A 16160-nucleotide genomic window follows, 5' to 3' on the forward strand; every position below is an offset into this window, starting at 1 on the left:
ACCGGCGGGGTGGAGGAGAAAGCTGGATTAGGCTGTGGTGATGGTGCGGCTGGGCGCGTTGGGGAAGGGCAGGGCCTATTAGGGCGTGCGTCTATGCGTGTGCCGGTGGTGCAAGTCCGGGTAGTGCGCATGGCTGTGGACCAGTCGCGCGTGCCGGTGCCTGTGTGAGTGTGGCTCTCCCGGCGGTACGTTCGCGCCGTGCTCGTGCTGGTGGTGTTCATCGTGACTGTGGCGGTGCTCGTGCTCCAGTTCATCATGGACATGCTCGTGCTCATGCCGCTCCGCCAGATGCAGCCAGAGGCCGAGGCCCATGAGCGCGCCCGAGACTAGCAGCCTAGCGGACAAGGGCTCGCCGAGGAACACCACGGCGATCGCGGCACCCACGAAGGGGGCGAGGGAGAAATACGCGCCGGTCCGGGCGGTGCCGAGATGGCGGAGCGCCAGAACGAACAGCACCAGGCTAACCCCGTAGCCGAGGAAGCCGACCAGCCCGGCCGCCGCGAGCAGCCCCGCCGTAGGGAAATGCCCACCCGCACCAAGCGCCAGCGCCACGTTCACCGCGCCGGCCACCAGCCCCTTCATCATCGCGATCTGCACCGGGTCCGCTGAGGACAATTTCCGGGTGAGGTTGTTATCGATGCCCCAGCACAGGCAGGCGCCGGCGATCAGCCCGGCGCCGACATCCAGGCTCGCCCGCCCCTGCCAGGAGAGCAGCGCCGCCCCGGCCAGGATGGCGAAGGCGCCGAGCAGCAGCCGCCGGTCCACGTTCTCCCGGAAGGTGACCCAGGCGATGCCCATGGTGGCGAGTCCCTCAAGGTTTAGCAGTAGCGAGGCGTTCGCCGCCCCCGTGTGAGACAGGCCAAACATGAGCAGGAGCGGCCCGCCGAGGCCGCCGGAGAGGATCACCAGCCCGAGCCAGGGCAGGTCTGCGCGCCGCAGCGGCGCCTCCGCCGCTGGGATGCGCAACCCCGCACGGAAGATTTGGATGGAGGCGAGCCCAAGGCCGGCGCTCAGGTAGAGAAGCCCGGCCATCATCCAAGGGCTCACCACCCCGAGCAGGAGCTTGGCAAGCGGCGTGCTGGCGCCGAACAGAACGGCCGAGAGAAGGGCGAGCAGGATGCCTGTGCGTGACATGGCGGCACCCTAGCCTAGTCGCCCCCGGCTGTCGTCGGGCATCGCGGTTGCGTTGGGCGCTGCCCGCCCCGCCGCGCGCTTCCCACCGGGCGATCTGCGGCGTTCCGGGACCATTGGGGGGAGTGGTGGGGTGCCCTAAAACGCCAACGGGCCGGTCATCGCTGACCGGCCCGTTAACGCGTGATTGCCAAGGAATTCCGTGGCGCGCCCGAAGAGATTCGAACTCCTGACCCTCAGATTCGTAGTCTGATGCTCTATCCAGCTGAGCTACGGGCGCGTTGTGAGCGGGGGTGTAATCGAACCTTCTCGATCAGGCAACCCCCACCGGCAAATTAAATCGCTTCGAGCTCCGCAATCAGTGCATCGCCCATCTCGGAGGTGGAAATGGTGGCGCGGCCGGGCACGGCGATGTCAGGCGTACGGCCAGCCTTAGCCAACACGCGCTCCACGGCGGCCTCGATGGCGGCGGCGTCTTCCTGCATGTCGAAGGAATAGCGCAGCAGCATGGCGAGGCTCAGGATCTGCGCCAGCGGGTTGGCAACCCCCTTGCCGGCGATATCCGGGGCGGAGCCGTGGATCGGCTCGTAGAAGCCTGGACGGCGGCCTGTGGCCTCGTCCTTGGCGCCCAGGGTCGCGGAGGGCAGCAGGCCCAGCGAGCCCGTCAGCATCGCCGCGAGGTCGGAGAGAATGTCGCCGAACAGATTGCCGGTGACGATCACGTCGAACTGCTTCGGATTCTTCGCGAGCTGCATGGCGCAGTTATCGGCGTACATGTGGCTCAGTTGCACATCGGGGAATTCCTCGGCCTGCAGCTTCGTCATCACCTGGCGCCAGAGCAGCCCGGCCTCCATCACATTCGCCTTCTCCACGCTGCACACGCGGCCCTGGCGCTTGCGGGCGAGGTCGAACGCGACTCGGCCCACGCGCTGGATCTCATGCGTGGTGTAAACCTCGGTGTTGATGCCGCGCTGTTCGCCATTGGGCAGGGTCTCGATGCCGCGCGGCTCGCCGAAATAAATGCCGCCGATGCATTCGCGCACGATCATGATATCCAGCCCGCGCACCAGCTCCGGCTTCAGCGAGGACGAATCGGCCAGCGCATCGAACACCTTGGCGGGGCGGAGATTGGCGAACACCTGCAGCTCGGCGCGCAGACGCAGCAGCCCGGCCTCGGGGCGGATCTCGAAGGGCACCTTGTCCCACTTGGGCCCGCCGACGGAGCCGAACAGCACCGCGTCCACTTCCTTGGCCTTGGCCACGGTGGCGTCGGTCACCGGCACGCCATTGGCGTCGATGGACGCGCCGCCGACGAGGTCCTCGGCGATGGTGAAGCTGGCGCGGCCGGAGGCCTGGAGCCAGTTCAGCACGCGCTTGGCCTGGGTCATCACCTCGGGGCCGATGCCGTCGCCGGGGAGAAGCAGAAGGGTCTTGTTCGCAGTCATTATGGGTCAGGCTCCGTGAATCTTGGGCTGCCAGGAAGGCTGGCGGGCTTCATAGGCGTCGATGGCGGCGGTGTGTTCCAGCGTCAGGCCGATATCGTCCAGCCCGTTCAGCAGGCAGTGCTTGCAGAACGGATCGACGTTGAAGGCGAACTCCTCGCCATTGGGCCGCACCACCACCTGGCGCTCCAGGTCCACGGTGAGGCGCGCATTGGTGCCGAGCGCTGCGTCATCCATCAGCTTGGCGCAGACGTCTTCCGGCAGGCGGATCGGCAGGATGCCGTTCTTGAAGCAGTTGTTGAAGAAGATATCGGCGAAGCTGGGCGCGATAACGCAGCGAATGCCGAAATCCAGCAGCGCCCAGGGGGCGTGCTCGCGAGAGGAGCCGCAGCCGAAATTATCGCCCGCGACCAGGATCTGCGCCTTGCGGTACTTCTCCTGGTTCAGCACGAAATCGGCCTTCTCCGAGCCATCCGCGTTGTAGCGCATATCGGCGAAAAGCGACTTGCCCAGCCCGGTGCGCTTGATCGTCTTGAGGAAGCGCGCGGGAATGATCTTGTCGGTATCCACATTCGCCACGTTCAGCGGCGCGGCGACGGCGGTGAGGGTGGTGAACTTATCCATCAGATCAGCTCCCGGACATCAGTGAGCGCGCCGGTCACGGCGGCGGCGGCGGCCATGCCCGGGGAGAGCAGGTGGGTACGCCCCCCCGGTCCCTGGCGGCCCTCGAAATTGCGGTTGGAGGTGGAGGCGCAGCGCTGCCCCGGCGTCAGCTTGTCGGGGTTCATACCCAGGCACATCGAGCACCCGGCCTCGCGCCACTCGAACCCGGCGTCGATCAGGATCTGCGCCGTGCCCTCTTCCTCGGCCTGCTTCTTCACAAGGCCCGAGCCCGGCACCACCAGCGCGCGCACGCCGGGGGCCACATGCTTGCCCTTGGCCACGGCGGCGGCTTGGCGGAGATCCTCGATGCGCGAATTGGTGCAGGAGCCGATGAACACCACGTCCACCTTGGTGCCCGCGATTTTCTGGCCCGGCTTCAGGTCCATATAGGAGAGCATGCGCTCCATCTGGGCGCGCTTGGTCTCGTCCGGCTCATCAGCAGGGTTGGGCACGGTGCCGGTGATGGGGATCACCGCCTCGGGGTTGGTGCCCCAGGTCACTTCCGGGGCGATCTCGGCGGCGTCGAGCACCACGACCTTGTCGTAATGCGCGCCCTCATCGGAAGGCAGGGTCTTCCAGTAATTGACGGCGGCTTCGAAATCCTTGCCCTTGGGCGCGAAGGGGCGGCCCTTGATGTACGCGAAGGTCGTCTCATCCGGCGCGATCAGCCCGGCGCGCGCCCCGGCCTCGATGGCCATGTTGCACACGGTCAGCCGCCCGGCCATGTCGAGCGAGCGAATCGCTTCGCCCGCGAACTCGATGACATGCCCGGTGCCGCCCGCGGTGCCGATCTTGCCGATGATGGCGAGCACGATATCCTTGCCGGTCACGCCGGGGGCCAACTTGCCGTCCACGCGCACCAGCATGTTCTTGGCGGGCTTCTGCAGCAGGGTCTGGGTGGCCAGCACATGCTCCACCTCGGAGGTGCCGATGCCGAACGCCAGCGCGCCCATCGCGCCATGGGTGGAGGTGTGGGAGTCGCCACACACGATGGTCATGCCGGGCAGCGAGATGCCCTGTTCCGGCCCCACCACGTGGACGATGCCCTGGCGCGCGTCGGACATGGGGAAATACGTCACCCCGAACTCGGCGACGTTCTGCTCCAGCGTCTCGATCTGCAGCTTGCTCTCGGGCTCGTTCACGCCCTTCAGGCGGTCCGCGTCGGTGGGCACGTTGTGGTCCACTACGGCGATGGTGTTCTCCACCCGGCGTACCTTGCGCCCGGCCATGCGCAGCCCTTCGAAGGCCTGCGGGCTGGTGACCTCATGCACGAGATGCCGGTCGATGTAGAGCACGCACGTGCCGTCCTCCAACCGGTCCACCACATGCGCATCCCAAATCTTGTCGAATAACGTGCGCGGCATCGAAACTGGGGTCTCCTGCGTAAAATTCCGGTCCTCGGCGGTGCGGGCTGCCGGATATGAAAAAGGGGGCTCGAAGCCCCCATGTCGTAGCCCGTCGCCGGGGTTCCAAGAGCCTCCCGGCTCATTGCTGGGGGGGCGTTGGGGGGAGGAACCTCCCCCCTTGTATGCCTTACTCGGCGGCGGCGGTCTCGGTCACGACCTCACGCGCCTTCTCGGCGATACGGGCGGACTTACCGCGGCGGCCGCGCAGGTAGTACAGCTTGGCGCGGCGCACATCGCCGCGGCGGACCACGGTGATGTCGGCGATGACCGGGGCATAGAGCGGGAAGATACGCTCAACGCCCTCGCCGTAGGAGATCTTCCGCACGGTGAAGGAGGAGTTGATGCCACGGTTGGAGCGGGCGATGCACAGGCCCTCGAAAGCCTGGATACGCGAACGCTCGCCTTCCTTCACCTGCACGTTCACGCGCAGCGTGTCGCCGGGGACGAAGGTGGGGATGGTCTTGGCTTCGGTCAGCTTCGCGATCTGCTCGGCTTCCAGCGTCTGGATGATGTTCATGGGTTCGGGTCCTTCTCGAATGGGGTGTTTAGGGCGCGTGGGCGCCGGATGCAATGTATTGATGATAGAGGTCGGGCCGGCGGGACTGCGTAATCTGCCTGGATTGCTCCAGGCGCCAGGCGGCTATGGCGGCATGGTTGCCCGAGGTAAGCACCTCCGGCACGGCATGGCCTTCCCACAGGGCGGGGCGGGTGTAATGCGGGTATTCCAGCAGCGCCTCGGAGAAGCTCTCCTCCACGCCACTTTCCGCATGGCCCATCACGCCCGGCAGCAGGCGGATGACGGCATCGAGCAGCACCAAGGCAGGGAGTTCCCCGCCGGAGAGGACATAATCCCCGATGCTGATCTCCTCGCCCCCCCGCGCCTCGATGACGCGCTGGTCGAAGCCCTCGAACCGCCCGCACACCAGCACGGCGCCTGGGCCGTCCGCCAGCGCCCGCACGCGGGACTGGGTGAGCGGCGTGCCGCGCGGGGTGAGGAAGATAAGTGGCCGCTCATCAGCCACGGCACCGATGGCCGCGTCCAGCACATCCGGGCGCAGCACCATGCCTGCGCCGCCGCCGAAGGGCGTGTCGTCCACGCTGCGGTGCCGCCCCAGCCCAAAGTCGCGGATATCCGTGACCTTCAGGCTCCACTTGTCCTCCGCCAGCGCCTTGCCGGCCAGGGAATCCCCCAGCGGGCCCGGAAACATGGCGGGAAACAGTGTAAGGATGTCCGCGCGCCAGGTCATGCTTCCTCGCGTGCCTCCACCTCGTCCGGCGGGGAGACGACGACGAAGCCGCCGCTGATATTCACCACAGGCACGCAGGCCTTGGTGAAGGGGATCAGCGCGCCGCCCGGTGTCAGCTCCAGGCAGGCACCGGCACCGTAATCCAGCACGTTGGCCACGCGCCCGATCTCCTCGCCAGCCGCGTTGCGGGCGGTAAGGCCGATCAGGTCCGTGTGGTAGAACTCCTCATCCTCCACCTCGGGCAAAGCCTCGCGGGGGATGAACAGCTCCACATTGGTCAGCGTCTCGGCCTCGTTGCGGTCGGTAATCCGGCGCTTGCCCTTGGGCGTAACCTCGCTGATCCAGGCGGCATTCTCATGCGCCCAGTCCAGCGCAAACTGCCGGCCCTTGCGGTCGGTAAGCGTGTACGTCGCCAGGGCCTCCGGGTCCTCGGCGAAAACGTTCACGCGCACCTGGCCGCGCACGCCGTGCGGCTTGCCAATCACGCCCATCAGGATCAACCGGTCGTCCACGCGTCCTCTTTCCGGTTAGGCGGCTGCTTCGGCCTTGGCGCGCTCGGCGGCACGCTCCTGCGCCTTCTTCTTCGGCGCGGACTGCTTCGGCTGTTCGGTGCGCACCGGTGCCTTGATCAGCTCGGCCTTGGCGAGGAAGCGGGCAACGCGGTCGGTCGGCTGCGCGCCGTTGGCCAGCCAATGCTGCAGGCGCTCGGTCACCAGGGTCACGCGCTCGGCGTGGTCGGCCGGCAGCATCGGGTTATAGGTGCCAACGCGCTCGATGAACTTGCCGTCGCGCGGGGCGTTCGCATCGGCGATGACGATGTGGTAGAACGGGCGCTTTTTGGCGCCGCCACGGGCGAGACGAATTTTAACAGACATGAGTACTCCTTCGGTTAACTAAAAACTGGTTAAAAGGGTCGGCGGCCGGGTTTCTGGCCACCCATGGCGGCCTGCACCTGGCGCATCATCGCCTCCGCGCCGCCCATCTTGTTCATGCGCTTCATCATGGTCGACATATCGTCGAACTGCTTCAGCAGCTTGTTCACTTCCTGCACGGTGGTGCCGGAGCCCGCCGCGATGCGCTTTTTGCGGCTGGCCTTCAGGATGTCCGGGGCGCGGCGCTCGGCGGGGGTCATCGAGGAGATGATGGCGACGTGCTTCTTGAACACGGTGGTATCCAAATTCGCCGACTCGATCTGCTGCTTGATCTTGCCGACACCCGGCAGCATGCCGAGGATGCCCGAGAGCGACCCCATCTTGGAAATCTGCTTGAGCTGGGAGGCGTAGTCGTCGAGGTCGAACTTGCCCTTCGCCATCTTCTTGGCGAGCTTCTCGGCTTCCACCTGGTCGATATTCGCGGCGGCGCGTTCCACCAGCCCGACGATATCGCCCATGCCCAGGATGCGCCCGGCGATACGCTCCGGGTTGAACTCGTCCAGCGCGTCCAGCTTCTCGCCCATGCCGGCGAGCTTGACCGGCGCGCCGGTGACCGAGCGCATGGAGAGTGCCGCACCGCCACGGGCATCGCCGTCCAGCCGGGTCATCACGATGCCGGTGATCTGCACGGCCTCGTTGAAGGCGGTGGCGGTGGTCACGGCGTCCTGGCCGGTCATGGCGTCCACGACGAGCAGGGTCTCCACCGGGTTCACCGCGGCGCGGATCGCCTTGACCTCTTCCATCAACGCGAGGTCGATGGACAGACGCCCGGCGGTATCCAGGATCACCACGTCGTAAACTTCGCGCCGCGCGGTCTCCATGGCGCGCTGCGCGATCTGCAGCGGCGTCTGCCCGGGGATGATGGGCAGGGAGACAACCTCGGCCTTCTGCGCCAGCTGCTCAAGCTGGAGCTGGGCGGCGGGGCGCTGGGTATCCAGGCTGGCCAGCAGCACCTTCTTGCGCTCGCGGGTCTTCAGCCGCAGCGCGATCTTGGCGGAGGTGGTGGTTTTGCCCGAGCCCTGGAGGCCGACCATCAGGAAGGGGATGGGCGCCGGGGCGAACAGGTTGAGCGGGGAGGGCGCGCCGCCGAGCGCTTCGATCAGCGCGTCGTTGACGATCTTCACCACCATCTGGCCCGGGGAGACGGAGCGCAGCACTTCCGCGCCGACCGCCTGCTCCTTCACCTTGGCGACGAAATCCTTCACCACCGGCAAGGCCACGTCGGCATCCAGCAGCGCCAGGCGGATTTCCCGCAGCGCGTCGTTCACATCAGATTCGGACAGCGCGCCACGGCGGCGGAGCCGGTCGAAAATATCCGAAAATTTGCCCGACAGCGTGTCGAACATGGCCAGAATTCCTTACAACGCAAAACGCGCCGTGGTGCGAACCCTCGCAGCACGGCGGTTTATGTAGATTGGCTCATGCGCCCCTGGGGCGCGCAAGTCAATGGGGTTACGCGGCCAGCGCGGCTTCGGTAAAGGGCAGGAGCGCGCCATCCAGCGCCCGGCGGATGGTGATCGGCCCTTCCACCCCGGCGGGAAGGATGAGTTCAAAGCCATGGCACCCGCTCCCCAGCCCCGCCCGGCGCAGATCCGCTCGGTAGAGATTGGCCAGCACCCGCGCCACGGGAACGCCGCCGGCCAGTATGTCCAGCGCCACGGGAGCCTCGGGGGAGGCTTCGCACTGCGCCCAGCCGGTCACGCGGTCTGGCCCGGCGATGTCGATAAAGCCGCGCAGTCCGCCCGCCACTTCCGTCATCGGGGGGAGGCCGGCTCGGGCGTTCACTTCGACCTGCGCTTCCGCCAGGGCGAAGCCCGACTCCAGCCGGGGGAGGCAGGGCAGGGCGGGCGCGGCCTCGCCTGGATACAGCGCCGCGTATTCGGTGGCGTTGTGGAATTGCGCACGGTCGCCACTATCGAGATAGCTCTCGCACAGGCAGTTCTCGGCCAGCAGCAAATCATGGGCCGCCAGTTCCACATGATAATAGGTCACGCGCTCCACCTGCGTAGCCTGGGTGATGGAGGCGCCATTCACCAGCCGCCACGCAGGCACCAGCGCGCCGTGCAGGCAGATGCCATGGCCGGGAGAAACGATGAGATCCCGCGCCGGCACGCCCGGCCCCAGTGCCCCGGCCCGGATGGTCACGGGCAGGATCAGATGATTATCGCCCACGAACCGCCCGTCATATTCGCGCTTGCCGACCCACTTCACTCTTTGCGCCCCGCGCAGCCGGGTAAGCACGGCATCGCCTGGGCGAAGCGCCTCCACCGGCATTTCGCCCTCTGGCGTGCGGATGCGCGTGCCGGGCGTGAAGCAGGTGGCGGCGAGGTTGAAGCCAAGCGCGGTCAGCAGGGTCTCATCCGCCGCCGAGATGGTGTCTGCGGCGCCGTAATTGGCATATGCGTCGAAGGAGTCGTTCGGGACGGTGCCCGACCAGTCGTAATAATCGCTGGTGGTGGAGAAATCGGCGAGGTTGGTCTTGCCGCCGTCGATGGAGAAATAGGCGCTGGGTGAACTGCCGGTCGAAGGGTTGGCGCTCTCCTCCAGCACGCCGGGAGCGTGGTAACGTAGCAGGTCCATCACCGTATAGTCCACGCCATCGCCTGCACCAGCCCGCCCCAGGGCGTGGGTAAGCTCATGCAGCGCCACGCCGAGAAAGGTGATCTCGCCCGCGACGGAGAGGTTGATGGTGCTGAAATTTAGGTCGGCGCCGCCGGTGCCGAAGATCACTGTCGGCTCGGCGGAGCTGAGAAAGGCCGTGCCCGCAGCGCCTTGCACGTCCAGTGCCCTGCCCTGGGCTTCGGTCAGCCACACGCCTTTGCCATTGGTGGGGTCTGCCGTGGGCATGTCCGCCGCGGCGGTGAGGGCGATGCTGCCGCTGACCACCCCGAGGGCCACGGCGGCGCTGGCATGGCTCTCCAGCAGGCTCACCAGCGAGGCGTAGCTGATATGGAAGACGGGCATCAGCTCGCTCTCGCCAAGGATAGTCCCGCTCGTGTCCCAGGACACGTTGATGCCAACGTTGATACTGTCGGTAATCAGCGAATCCAGTGCCTGGGCCGCATACTCAACCGCCGCGACAAAGCCGCTCGGCGCCAGCGAGACGCTGCTGGTGAAGTTGAGATCGATCTCCATACGGCGCTCCCCGGCGTTGATACGCCATCAGAATGGCGGAAAACCATTCCGCCGCAAGGGGGGTTACGGATGCAGGGCGGTGCGCAGCGTCTCGGCGGCCTCGCCGGTGATCAACCCTTCGCGGATCAGTAGGTCGGTCAGCACCAGGGCGACGTTGAACTTGAACTCATCGGTGGTGGCGAGCACCTCCAGCACCCGCGGCAGCGGCCAGAGCGAGAAGGACTCCACCTCGCCATCCACCGGCTCGGGGGTGAAATCCTCGGGCAACTCCAAGTCATAAGCGTGGATCAGGTCGCGGCGCAGCCCCTCCGGGCGCTCCATGTCGTAGCGGAAGCTGGCGACATGCCGCGCCTGCACGGCCAAAGCCTCGGGCAGGGCGGCCTCTTCCTCGGCCTCCTTCACCAGGGCCTCGAACGGCGTGTACCCGGCAGGTACTCCGCCCGCCACCAGATGGTCGAGCTTGCCGGGGTCCAGCTTTTTGTTGGCGGCGCGCTTGCCCACCCAGAGATGCACGCCATCCGCCCGGCGCACGATGCCGTTGAGATGCACGCCAACCCCGATCACCCCGAAGCTCGGCAGCGCCCCACGGTCCAGCACCGCCAGCACCGGGCCTTCGCCCTCCTCGCGCACGTCGAAATCCTCCGAGCGGGTGGGAACGCCCGCGGCGGCGGCGAGCTCGTTGAGCTGGGGCAGGGCGGCCTCGTTCAGCAGCGCTTTGTGTTCCAGCACGGTCACGCGCGGCGAGATCTCGGCCAGCCGCGCCGCCAAGGCAGGGCGGACATAGCCGATATGGTGCGCCCCCGCGTAAAGCGGCAGGCGCGTACCGGGCAAAACGGCCGTGTGGCAGGCCGCTATGTGCGAGAGAAGCTTTGCAATTCGTGCGTCAGATGCCATGTGCGCTCCCATGACCCGTAATGCCGCCCGTGCCAACCCCCATCTTGCGCCTGCCCCCGGAACCAAGCAGACGCATGGCTCCCTTGCCACAATTATTTCACTGTTGCCTTATCTCTGGCCAAAGGGCGAACCAGCCCTGCGCGCCCGGCTGGTGCTGGCAAGCCTCGCCATGCTGCTCTCCAAGGTGGCCACGGTGTATATCCCGGTTATCTATGGCCGGTCGGTGGACAAGCTCACCCATCAGGCCGGGCCGCTGGCCGTTCCGGCGGCGTTGATCATTGGCTACGCGCTGGTGCGCGTGGCGGCGGCGGCCTTTGGCGAGATGCGCGACGCCTTGTTCGCGGCTGTTCAGATGCGTGCCTCGCGCGTCGTGGCGCGCAAAACCTTCGAGCATCTGCACGCGCTCTCCATGCGCTTTCATCTCGACAGGCAGACCGGCGGGCTCTCCAACATCATCCTGCGCGGTACGCTGGGCATCCAGAACGTGCTGCGCCTCGCCACGTTCAACCTGCTGCCCACCATCATCGAATTGCTGCTCACCACCTTCATGCTGTGGCATCTGTTCAATGTCTGGTACGCGCTCATCACCTTCACGGCTATTGGACTCTATATCGCGTTCACCTTCGCCTTCACCGCCTGGCGCACCAAGTTCCGCCGCGCCATGAACGAGACGGACACCGAGGCGCAGGGCAAGGCTATCGACTCCCTGCTGAATTTCGAGACGGTGAAGTATTTCGGCAACGAGGCTCATGAGTCCAATCGCTTCGACGAAAGCCTGGCCCGGTATGAGACCGCCTCGGTGAAGTCCCAAGTCTCGCTGAACGCGCTGAATATCGGGCAGGCGGTCATCATCTCCCTGGCCCTGGGCGCGATGATGCTCATGGCCGCCTGGGGCGTGGTGTATAACCACATGTCGCCCGGCAGCTTCGTGGTGGTGAACACCTATCTGATGCAGCTTTACGTGCCGCTGAACTTCCTTGGCTTCACCTATCTTACCCTGAACCAGGGTCTGATCGACATGGAGCAGATGTTCTCGCTGCTGCGCGTCAACCAGGAGGTGAAGGACACCCCCGGCGCGCTGGAGCTGGAGCGCCACGGCGCACCGGCCGAGGTCAGCTTCGAGGACGTGCATTTCGCCTACAATCCGGACCGGCAGATCCTCAAGGGAGTGAGCTTCACCGCCGCCCCCGGGCAGAAGATTGCCATCGTCGGTCCCACCGGCTCGGGCAAGTCCACCATTTCGCGCCTGCTGTTCCGTTTTTACGACGCGACAGAGGGGCGTGTGCTGGTCGATGGCCATGACGTGCGCGACTACACCCAGAACTCGCTGCGCGCCGCCATTGGCGTGGTGCCGCAGGATACGGTGCTGTTCAACGACACGATCTTCTACAACATCGCCTATGGCCGTCCCGGCGCCACGGTGGAAGAGATCGAACACGCCGCCAAGCTGGCGCAGGTGCATGACTTCATTGTCTCGCTCCCTCAGGGCTACAAGACCAAGGTGGGCGAGCGCGGGCTGAAGCTCTCGGGCGGCGAGAAACAGCGAGTCGCCATCGCCCGCACCATCCTGAAGAACCCGCGAATCCTGATCCTCGACGAGGCGACCAGCGCGCTCGACACCCATACCGAGCAGGAAATTTCCGCCGCCCTGCGCGACGTGGCGCATGACCGCACCACCCTTGTCATCGCCCACCGCCTCTCCACCGTGACGGACGCTGACGAGATTCTGGTGCTGCGCGAAGGGCTGATCGTGGAACGCGGCACGCATGCGGCGCTTCTGGCTCAGAATGGTGTTTACGCCGGCATGTGGGCCGCGCAGGTGGAGTTGGATGACGCCAGCCCCGCCATTGCGGACGTGGCGGAATGATCTGGCGCGTGCTAGCGCCGGGCAAGATTTTGGTTTGATGTGAAGTGGAAGATGCAATGAGCGACGACAGACAATCCCCGCCGGAACGCGAGCTGAGCCACGCCGGCTCGGTAGTCGACAAGGCGATCGAGTTCATGATCGGTCAGGAGCTGAGCGAACTGGCCATTGCCTCCGCCCTGCTGGGTGGTGCGATGGGCCTGCTCACCCGAGTCCTGCCCGATGAGGTGGTGGTGCAGATCCTGGAAAACGCCATTGAAAGCATTGAAAATGGCGAAATGAGCCGCGCCGATGGCGAGGATCACGCTGGCGAGGCTTGACGACTCCTGCCGTTTCACCCCATAAGCCTGCCCAATTCCGGGTTGGCCCTGCCAACCCGCTTTGCGTTTTTTGAGGATAGACCCATGGCCCGCCGTTGCGAACTGACCGGAAAGACCGTGCAAACTGGCAATAATGTCAGCCACGCGAACAACAAGACCCGCCGCCGGTTCCTGCCGAACCTGCAGGTCACCACGCTGCTCTCCGATGCGCTCGGCAATGTCCGCCTGCGCCTCTCCACCCGCGCGATCCGTACGATCGAGCACAATGGTGGCCTGGACTCCTTCCTGCTGAGCCAGACCGACGCCAAGCTGACCGGCGAGGGCCTGGCCCTGAAGCGCCGCCTGGAGCGCGCGCTGGCGAAGAAAGAAGCCAAGGCCGCCTGAGCCTGCCGGAGCCCTGAGAAGAGGCTCCCGTGCTTATAAGAATTACTCGGAGCCTCCAGATCAGCGAGTCTGATCTGGAGGAATCGTTTGTCACCGCTTCAGGTCCTGGCGGGCAGAACGTGAACAAGGTGGCGAGCGCGGTGCAGCTGCGCTTCAACCTCGCCGCCAACACCACGCTGCCCGAGCATGTAAAGGCCAAGCTGGCGCAATTGGCCGGCTGGCGGCTGACCAAGGACGGCGTGGTCATCATCCAGGCCGAGCAGTACCGCGATCAGCCGCGCAATCGCGAGGACGCGCGAGAGCGGCTCTTCGCCCTGATCCGCGAGGCTGCGGTAGTGCCCAAGGTGCGCCGCCCGACCAAGCCGACCAAAGGCTCCAAGACCCGTCGCCTGGACGAGAAATCCCGCCGGGGCGACATTAAGCGTTTACGGCGCGATAAGGATTTTTAACCCTTGCCCCGCACCGCCCGGCCGGTTTACCACCCGCGCCAGATGCAGGTGGCCCGTGAAAACCGGGCTGAAACGGGAACGCGGTGCCAGACTCCGCGGCTGCCCCCGCAACTGTGAGCGGTGAGTGCCGCCCCGGAAAGCCATTGCCCAATCGGGCGAGAAGGCGGGGTGGAGCGTTGACCCGCGAGCCAGGAGACCGGCCAGCATCGAGACATTTGCGCGTTTCCGGGCGGGGTGCACCGGGGATGAAGGGGTAAAGTCCCCAAGCCTCTGTCGCTGTTATCAAGCGCCGGCTCAGATTGCCGGCGTACCGCGAGGAGGGGATTCATGCCTCATAACCGATTCGGCCTCTGCCTGGCGGCGGCGTTGCTGCCATTTGCCGCCTGGGCCGACGACCAGCCCATCACCGTAACCGCCACGCGCATTGCCACCCCAGTTGGCCAAGTGCCTGCTGGCGTCACCGTGCTCACCCAGGCCGATTTCGCCCGCCAGGGCGACACCACCCTCACCGAGGCGCTGAGCACAGTACCGGGCCTGAACGTGGTGCAGCTCGGCGGTCCGGGCAACCAAGCCAGCGTGTTCATCCGCGGCACCAATTCCGAGGACGTGTTGGTGCTGCTCGACGGCGTGCCGGTGAACGACCCGGCCAACGCCAATGGCGCCTTCGATTTTGGCCAGTTCCAGATCCCCGATATCGAGCGCGTGGAGGTCGTGCGCGGCGCGATGTCCGGGCTGTATGGCTCGCACGCCATCGGCGGTGTCATCAACATCATCACCAAGCGCGGCACCAAGCCGTCCCAGGCCACCATCTCGGTGGCGGGCGGCTACCCAGCCCAGGCCCAGGCCAGCGCCACCATCTCCGGTGTTACGGGCAATTTCGACTACTCCTTGAGCGGCGGCATCGATGAGGAGGCGGGGTTCGACTACACCCCCCGGCGCATGAGCGTGTACGCCAATCACCAGGACCCGTATCGCGCCCGCATGGGCTCCGTGCAGTTGGGCTACACTGTCGCGCCGATGACGCGGGTCTACCTCATCGCCCGCGCCCAGGGTACTGATTCCGCTTCGCCGAACCTCGCCTATCCCGAGTTCGATGACCCCAACAACATGTTCTACAACAGCAGCTATTTCGGCAAGCTCGGCGTCTCCAGCACGCTGTTCGATGGCCGCCTGAGCACCGATCTGTTCGTGGCCCGTATGTGGAACGACATCCATAACCGCAACCTGCTCGACGCCACCGATCCAAACTACGCCAGCGCCAACGATATTTATCACGGACGCCGGACCGACACGCAGTGGAACAACACGCTGCGCCTGCCCGATGCAGGGCTGCTCACCCACTCCTCGCTGCTCTTCGGCGCCGAGTACAGCAACGACCACGCTGACGAGAACGTGAACGAGGAGAGCGGCGGCTACACCACCAGCCTCAGCGCCTCGCAGCATAGCTGGTCCGGCCATATGGGCCTGCAAACGACCATCGCCAACCGCCTCACCCTTACCGGCGCATTGCGCAACGATACCGTTTCCAGCTTCGGCAATGCCATTACCTGGCGCGCGGGCGCGGTACTGGCTCTGCCCGAGATCGACGCCATGCTGAAAGGCTCGGTTGGCACGGGCTTCCTCGCCCCCTCGCTGTTCGACCTGCATTACATCGATAATTACGGTGATCGCGGTAACCCGAACCTGCGCCCTGAATACAGCACGGGGTGGGAGCTGGGGCCGGAGTTCGACCTTCCCGCCTTCGGCCAGGAGGATTTCGCCACCCTCTCGGCCACTTATTTTTCCACCTGCATCCGCGGGCTCATCCAAGCCCAGGCAAACGCCGATTATACCTACACCGAGCAGAACGTGGCCCGGGCCAATATCCAGGGCGTGGAAACCGGGCTTACGCTGCATCCGGCCAACTGGGTGACCGCCACTATCGACTATACCTACACCCACGCCGTTTCCGGCACCGATGGCACGCCCCTGCTGCGCCGTCCTCAGCACTCAGGCAGCGCCAGTTTCACCTTCACGCCGGTACCGGGGCTCTCCATCGCGCCGCAGGTGCAGTATATCGGCCGCTTCAATGACTATTTGTACAACGATGCCGGCTATCTCACCGGCACTGGCAACGCGGACCCGGGCACGGTGGTGAACCTCAATGTCTCCTACCGGCTCAACGACAAGCTTACCTTGTTCGCCACCGGCAGGAACATTCTGAACTCGAATTTCGAGGCCGCGAACGGGCTGCAGATCCCCGGCGCCTCGATGCTGATCGGGGTGCGCGCCACGGTCGAGTAACGGCGCGGGC

16 protein-coding genes, 1 tRNA gene and 1 riboswitch are annotated in these 16160 nt (G+C 65.7%); of the genes, 5 read left to right on the forward strand and 12 right to left on the reverse strand.

Annotation, left to right across the window (positions count from 1 at the left end; translation table 11 throughout):
- Positions 1 to 78 precede the first annotated feature (78 nt).
- The 12 genes from HNP71_RS06805 to HNP71_RS06860 form a co-directional block, all read right to left on the reverse strand.
- On the reverse strand, positions 79 to 1134 hold the full coding sequence (locus tag HNP71_RS06805; RefSeq protein ID WP_183266134.1) for a DMT family transporter: 1056 nt from the start codon (positions 1132 to 1134) through the stop codon (positions 79 to 81).
- Between the two features lie 200 nt (positions 1135 to 1334).
- Positions 1335 to 1411: transfer RNA gene (locus HNP71_RS06810), tRNA-Arg, on the reverse strand.
- 55 nt (positions 1412 to 1466) lie between these two features.
- Entirely contained in the window at positions 1467 to 2576 is a 1110-nt protein-coding gene (leuB, locus tag HNP71_RS06815) for a 3-isopropylmalate dehydrogenase (RefSeq protein WP_183266135.1), read from the reverse strand.
- Between the two features lie 6 nt (positions 2577 to 2582).
- Positions 2583 to 3197, reverse strand: a complete 615-nt coding sequence (gene leuD / locus HNP71_RS06820; RefSeq protein ID WP_183266136.1) for a 3-isopropylmalate dehydratase small subunit — start codon at positions 3195 to 3197, stop codon at positions 2583 to 2585.
- Entirely contained in the window at positions 3197 to 4600 is a 1404-nt protein-coding gene (gene leuC, locus HNP71_RS06825; RefSeq protein ID WP_183266137.1) for a 3-isopropylmalate dehydratase large subunit, read from the reverse strand. The genes leuD and leuC overlap by 1 nt, the downstream gene beginning before the upstream one ends.
- Positions 4601 to 4769: 169 nt before the next feature.
- The gene (gene rplS, locus HNP71_RS06830; RefSeq protein WP_183266138.1) at positions 4770 to 5159 is read right to left on the reverse strand and encodes a 50S ribosomal protein L19; all 390 of its coding nucleotides are present in this window, start codon (positions 5157 to 5159) and stop codon (positions 4770 to 4772) included.
- Between the two features lie 28 nt (positions 5160 to 5187).
- Positions 5188 to 5889 (reverse strand): tRNA (guanosine(37)-N1)-methyltransferase TrmD, encoded by a 702-nt coding sequence (trmD, locus tag HNP71_RS06835; protein ID WP_183266139.1) that lies wholly within the window; start codon positions 5887 to 5889, stop codon positions 5188 to 5190.
- A complete protein-coding gene (rimM, locus tag HNP71_RS06840; RefSeq protein WP_183266140.1) occupies positions 5886 to 6401 on the reverse strand; it encodes a ribosome maturation factor RimM in 516 nt (171 codons plus the stop codon). Before rimM ends, trmD begins: the two co-directional genes overlap by 4 nt.
- Before the next feature lie 15 nt (positions 6402 to 6416).
- On the reverse strand, positions 6417 to 6764 hold the full coding sequence (gene rpsP, locus HNP71_RS06845; protein ID WP_183266141.1) for a 30S ribosomal protein S16: 348 nt from the start codon (positions 6762 to 6764) through the stop codon (positions 6417 to 6419).
- A 29-nt stretch (positions 6765 to 6793) separates the two neighbouring features.
- Positions 6794 to 8167 (reverse strand): signal recognition particle protein, encoded by a 1374-nt coding sequence (ffh, locus tag HNP71_RS06850; RefSeq protein ID WP_183266142.1) that lies wholly within the window; start codon positions 8165 to 8167, stop codon positions 6794 to 6796.
- 106 nt (positions 8168 to 8273) lie between these two features.
- A complete protein-coding gene (locus tag HNP71_RS06855) occupies positions 8274 to 9956 on the reverse strand; it encodes an NF038122 family metalloprotease (RefSeq protein WP_183266143.1) in 1683 nt (560 codons plus the stop codon).
- 63 nt (positions 9957 to 10019) lie between these two features.
- Entirely contained in the window at positions 10020 to 10850 is an 831-nt protein-coding gene (locus HNP71_RS06860; RefSeq protein ID WP_183266144.1) for an NUDIX hydrolase, read from the reverse strand.
- Between the two features lie 10 nt (positions 10851 to 10860).
- Here HNP71_RS06860 and HNP71_RS06865 point away from each other — a divergent pair, with 10 nt between their 5' ends.
- From HNP71_RS06865 to HNP71_RS06885, 5 genes are all read left to right on the forward strand, one after another.
- Complete coding sequence (locus HNP71_RS06865; RefSeq protein ID WP_183266145.1) at positions 10861 to 12717, forward strand: ABCB family ABC transporter ATP-binding protein/permease; 1857 nt, start codon at positions 10861 to 10863, stop codon at positions 12715 to 12717.
- A gap of 56 nt (positions 12718 to 12773) precedes the next feature.
- The gene (locus HNP71_RS06870; RefSeq protein ID WP_183266146.1) at positions 12774 to 13034 is read left to right on the forward strand and encodes a hypothetical protein; all 261 of its coding nucleotides are present in this window, start codon (positions 12774 to 12776) and stop codon (positions 13032 to 13034) included.
- Between the two features lie 84 nt (positions 13035 to 13118).
- Positions 13119 to 13418, forward strand: coding sequence for a 50S ribosomal protein L28 (gene rpmB / locus HNP71_RS06875; protein WP_183266147.1), 300 nt, complete (start codon positions 13119 to 13121; stop codon positions 13416 to 13418).
- 29 nt (positions 13419 to 13447) lie between these two features.
- Positions 13448 to 13867: an alternative ribosome rescue aminoacyl-tRNA hydrolase ArfB gene (arfB, locus tag HNP71_RS06880; RefSeq protein ID WP_183266148.1), complete on the forward strand. Its 420-nt coding sequence runs from the start codon at positions 13448 to 13450 to the stop codon at positions 13865 to 13867.
- Between the two features lie 29 nt (positions 13868 to 13896).
- Positions 13897 to 14086, forward strand: a riboswitch (cobalamin riboswitch).
- A 108-nt stretch (positions 14087 to 14194) separates the two neighbouring features.
- Positions 14195 to 16150: a TonB-dependent receptor plug domain-containing protein gene (locus HNP71_RS06885; RefSeq protein ID WP_183266149.1), complete on the forward strand. Its 1956-nt coding sequence runs from the start codon at positions 14195 to 14197 to the stop codon at positions 16148 to 16150.
- The last annotated feature ends 10 nt before the right edge of the window (positions 16151 to 16160 follow it).

This window comes from Acidocella aromatica (assembly GCF_014201825.1).
GTDB classification, from domain to species: Bacteria; Pseudomonadota; Alphaproteobacteria; order Acetobacterales; family Acetobacteraceae; genus Acidocella; species Acidocella aromatica.

Coding starts and splice junctions, on each gene's coding strand:
- HNP71_RS06870 (WP_183266146.1), top strand. CDS start 12,774: ATGAGCGACGACAGACAATCCCCGCCGGAACGCGAGCTGAGCCACGCC.
- HNP71_RS06865 (WP_183266145.1), top strand. CDS start 10,861: ATGACCCGTAATGCCGCCCGTGCCAACCCCCATCTTGCGCCTGCCCCC.
- HNP71_RS06855 (WP_183266143.1), bottom strand. CDS start 9,956: ATGGAGATCGATCTCAACTTCACCAGCAGCGTCTCGCTGGCGCCGAGC.
- HNP71_RS06860 (WP_183266144.1), bottom strand. CDS start 10,850: ATGGCATCTGACGCACGAATTGCAAAGCTTCTCTCGCACATAGCGGCC.
- rplS (WP_183266138.1), bottom strand. CDS start 5,159: ATGAACATCATCCAGACGCTGGAAGCCGAGCAGATCGCGAAGCTGACC.
- trmD (WP_183266139.1), bottom strand. CDS start 5,889: ATGACCTGGCGCGCGGACATCCTTACACTGTTTCCCGCCATGTTTCCG.
- leuD (WP_183266136.1), bottom strand. CDS start 3,197: ATGGATAAGTTCACCACCCTCACCGCCGTCGCCGCGCCGCTGAACGTG.
- rpmB (WP_183266147.1), top strand. CDS start 13,119: ATGGCCCGCCGTTGCGAACTGACCGGAAAGACCGTGCAAACTGGCAAT.
- leuC (WP_183266137.1), bottom strand. CDS start 4,600: ATGCCGCGCACGTTATTCGACAAGATTTGGGATGCGCATGTGGTGGAC.
- HNP71_RS06885 (WP_183266149.1), top strand. CDS start 14,195: ATGCCTCATAACCGATTCGGCCTCTGCCTGGCGGCGGCGTTGCTGCCA.
- leuB (WP_183266135.1), bottom strand. CDS start 2,576: ATGACTGCGAACAAGACCCTTCTGCTTCTCCCCGGCGACGGCATCGGC.
- HNP71_RS06805 (WP_183266134.1), bottom strand. CDS start 1,134: ATGTCACGCACAGGCATCCTGCTCGCCCTTCTCTCGGCCGTTCTGTTC.
- rpsP (WP_183266141.1), bottom strand. CDS start 6,764: ATGTCTGTTAAAATTCGTCTCGCCCGTGGCGGCGCCAAAAAGCGCCCG.
- ffh (WP_183266142.1), bottom strand. CDS start 8,167: ATGTTCGACACGCTGTCGGGCAAATTTTCGGATATTTTCGACCGGCTC.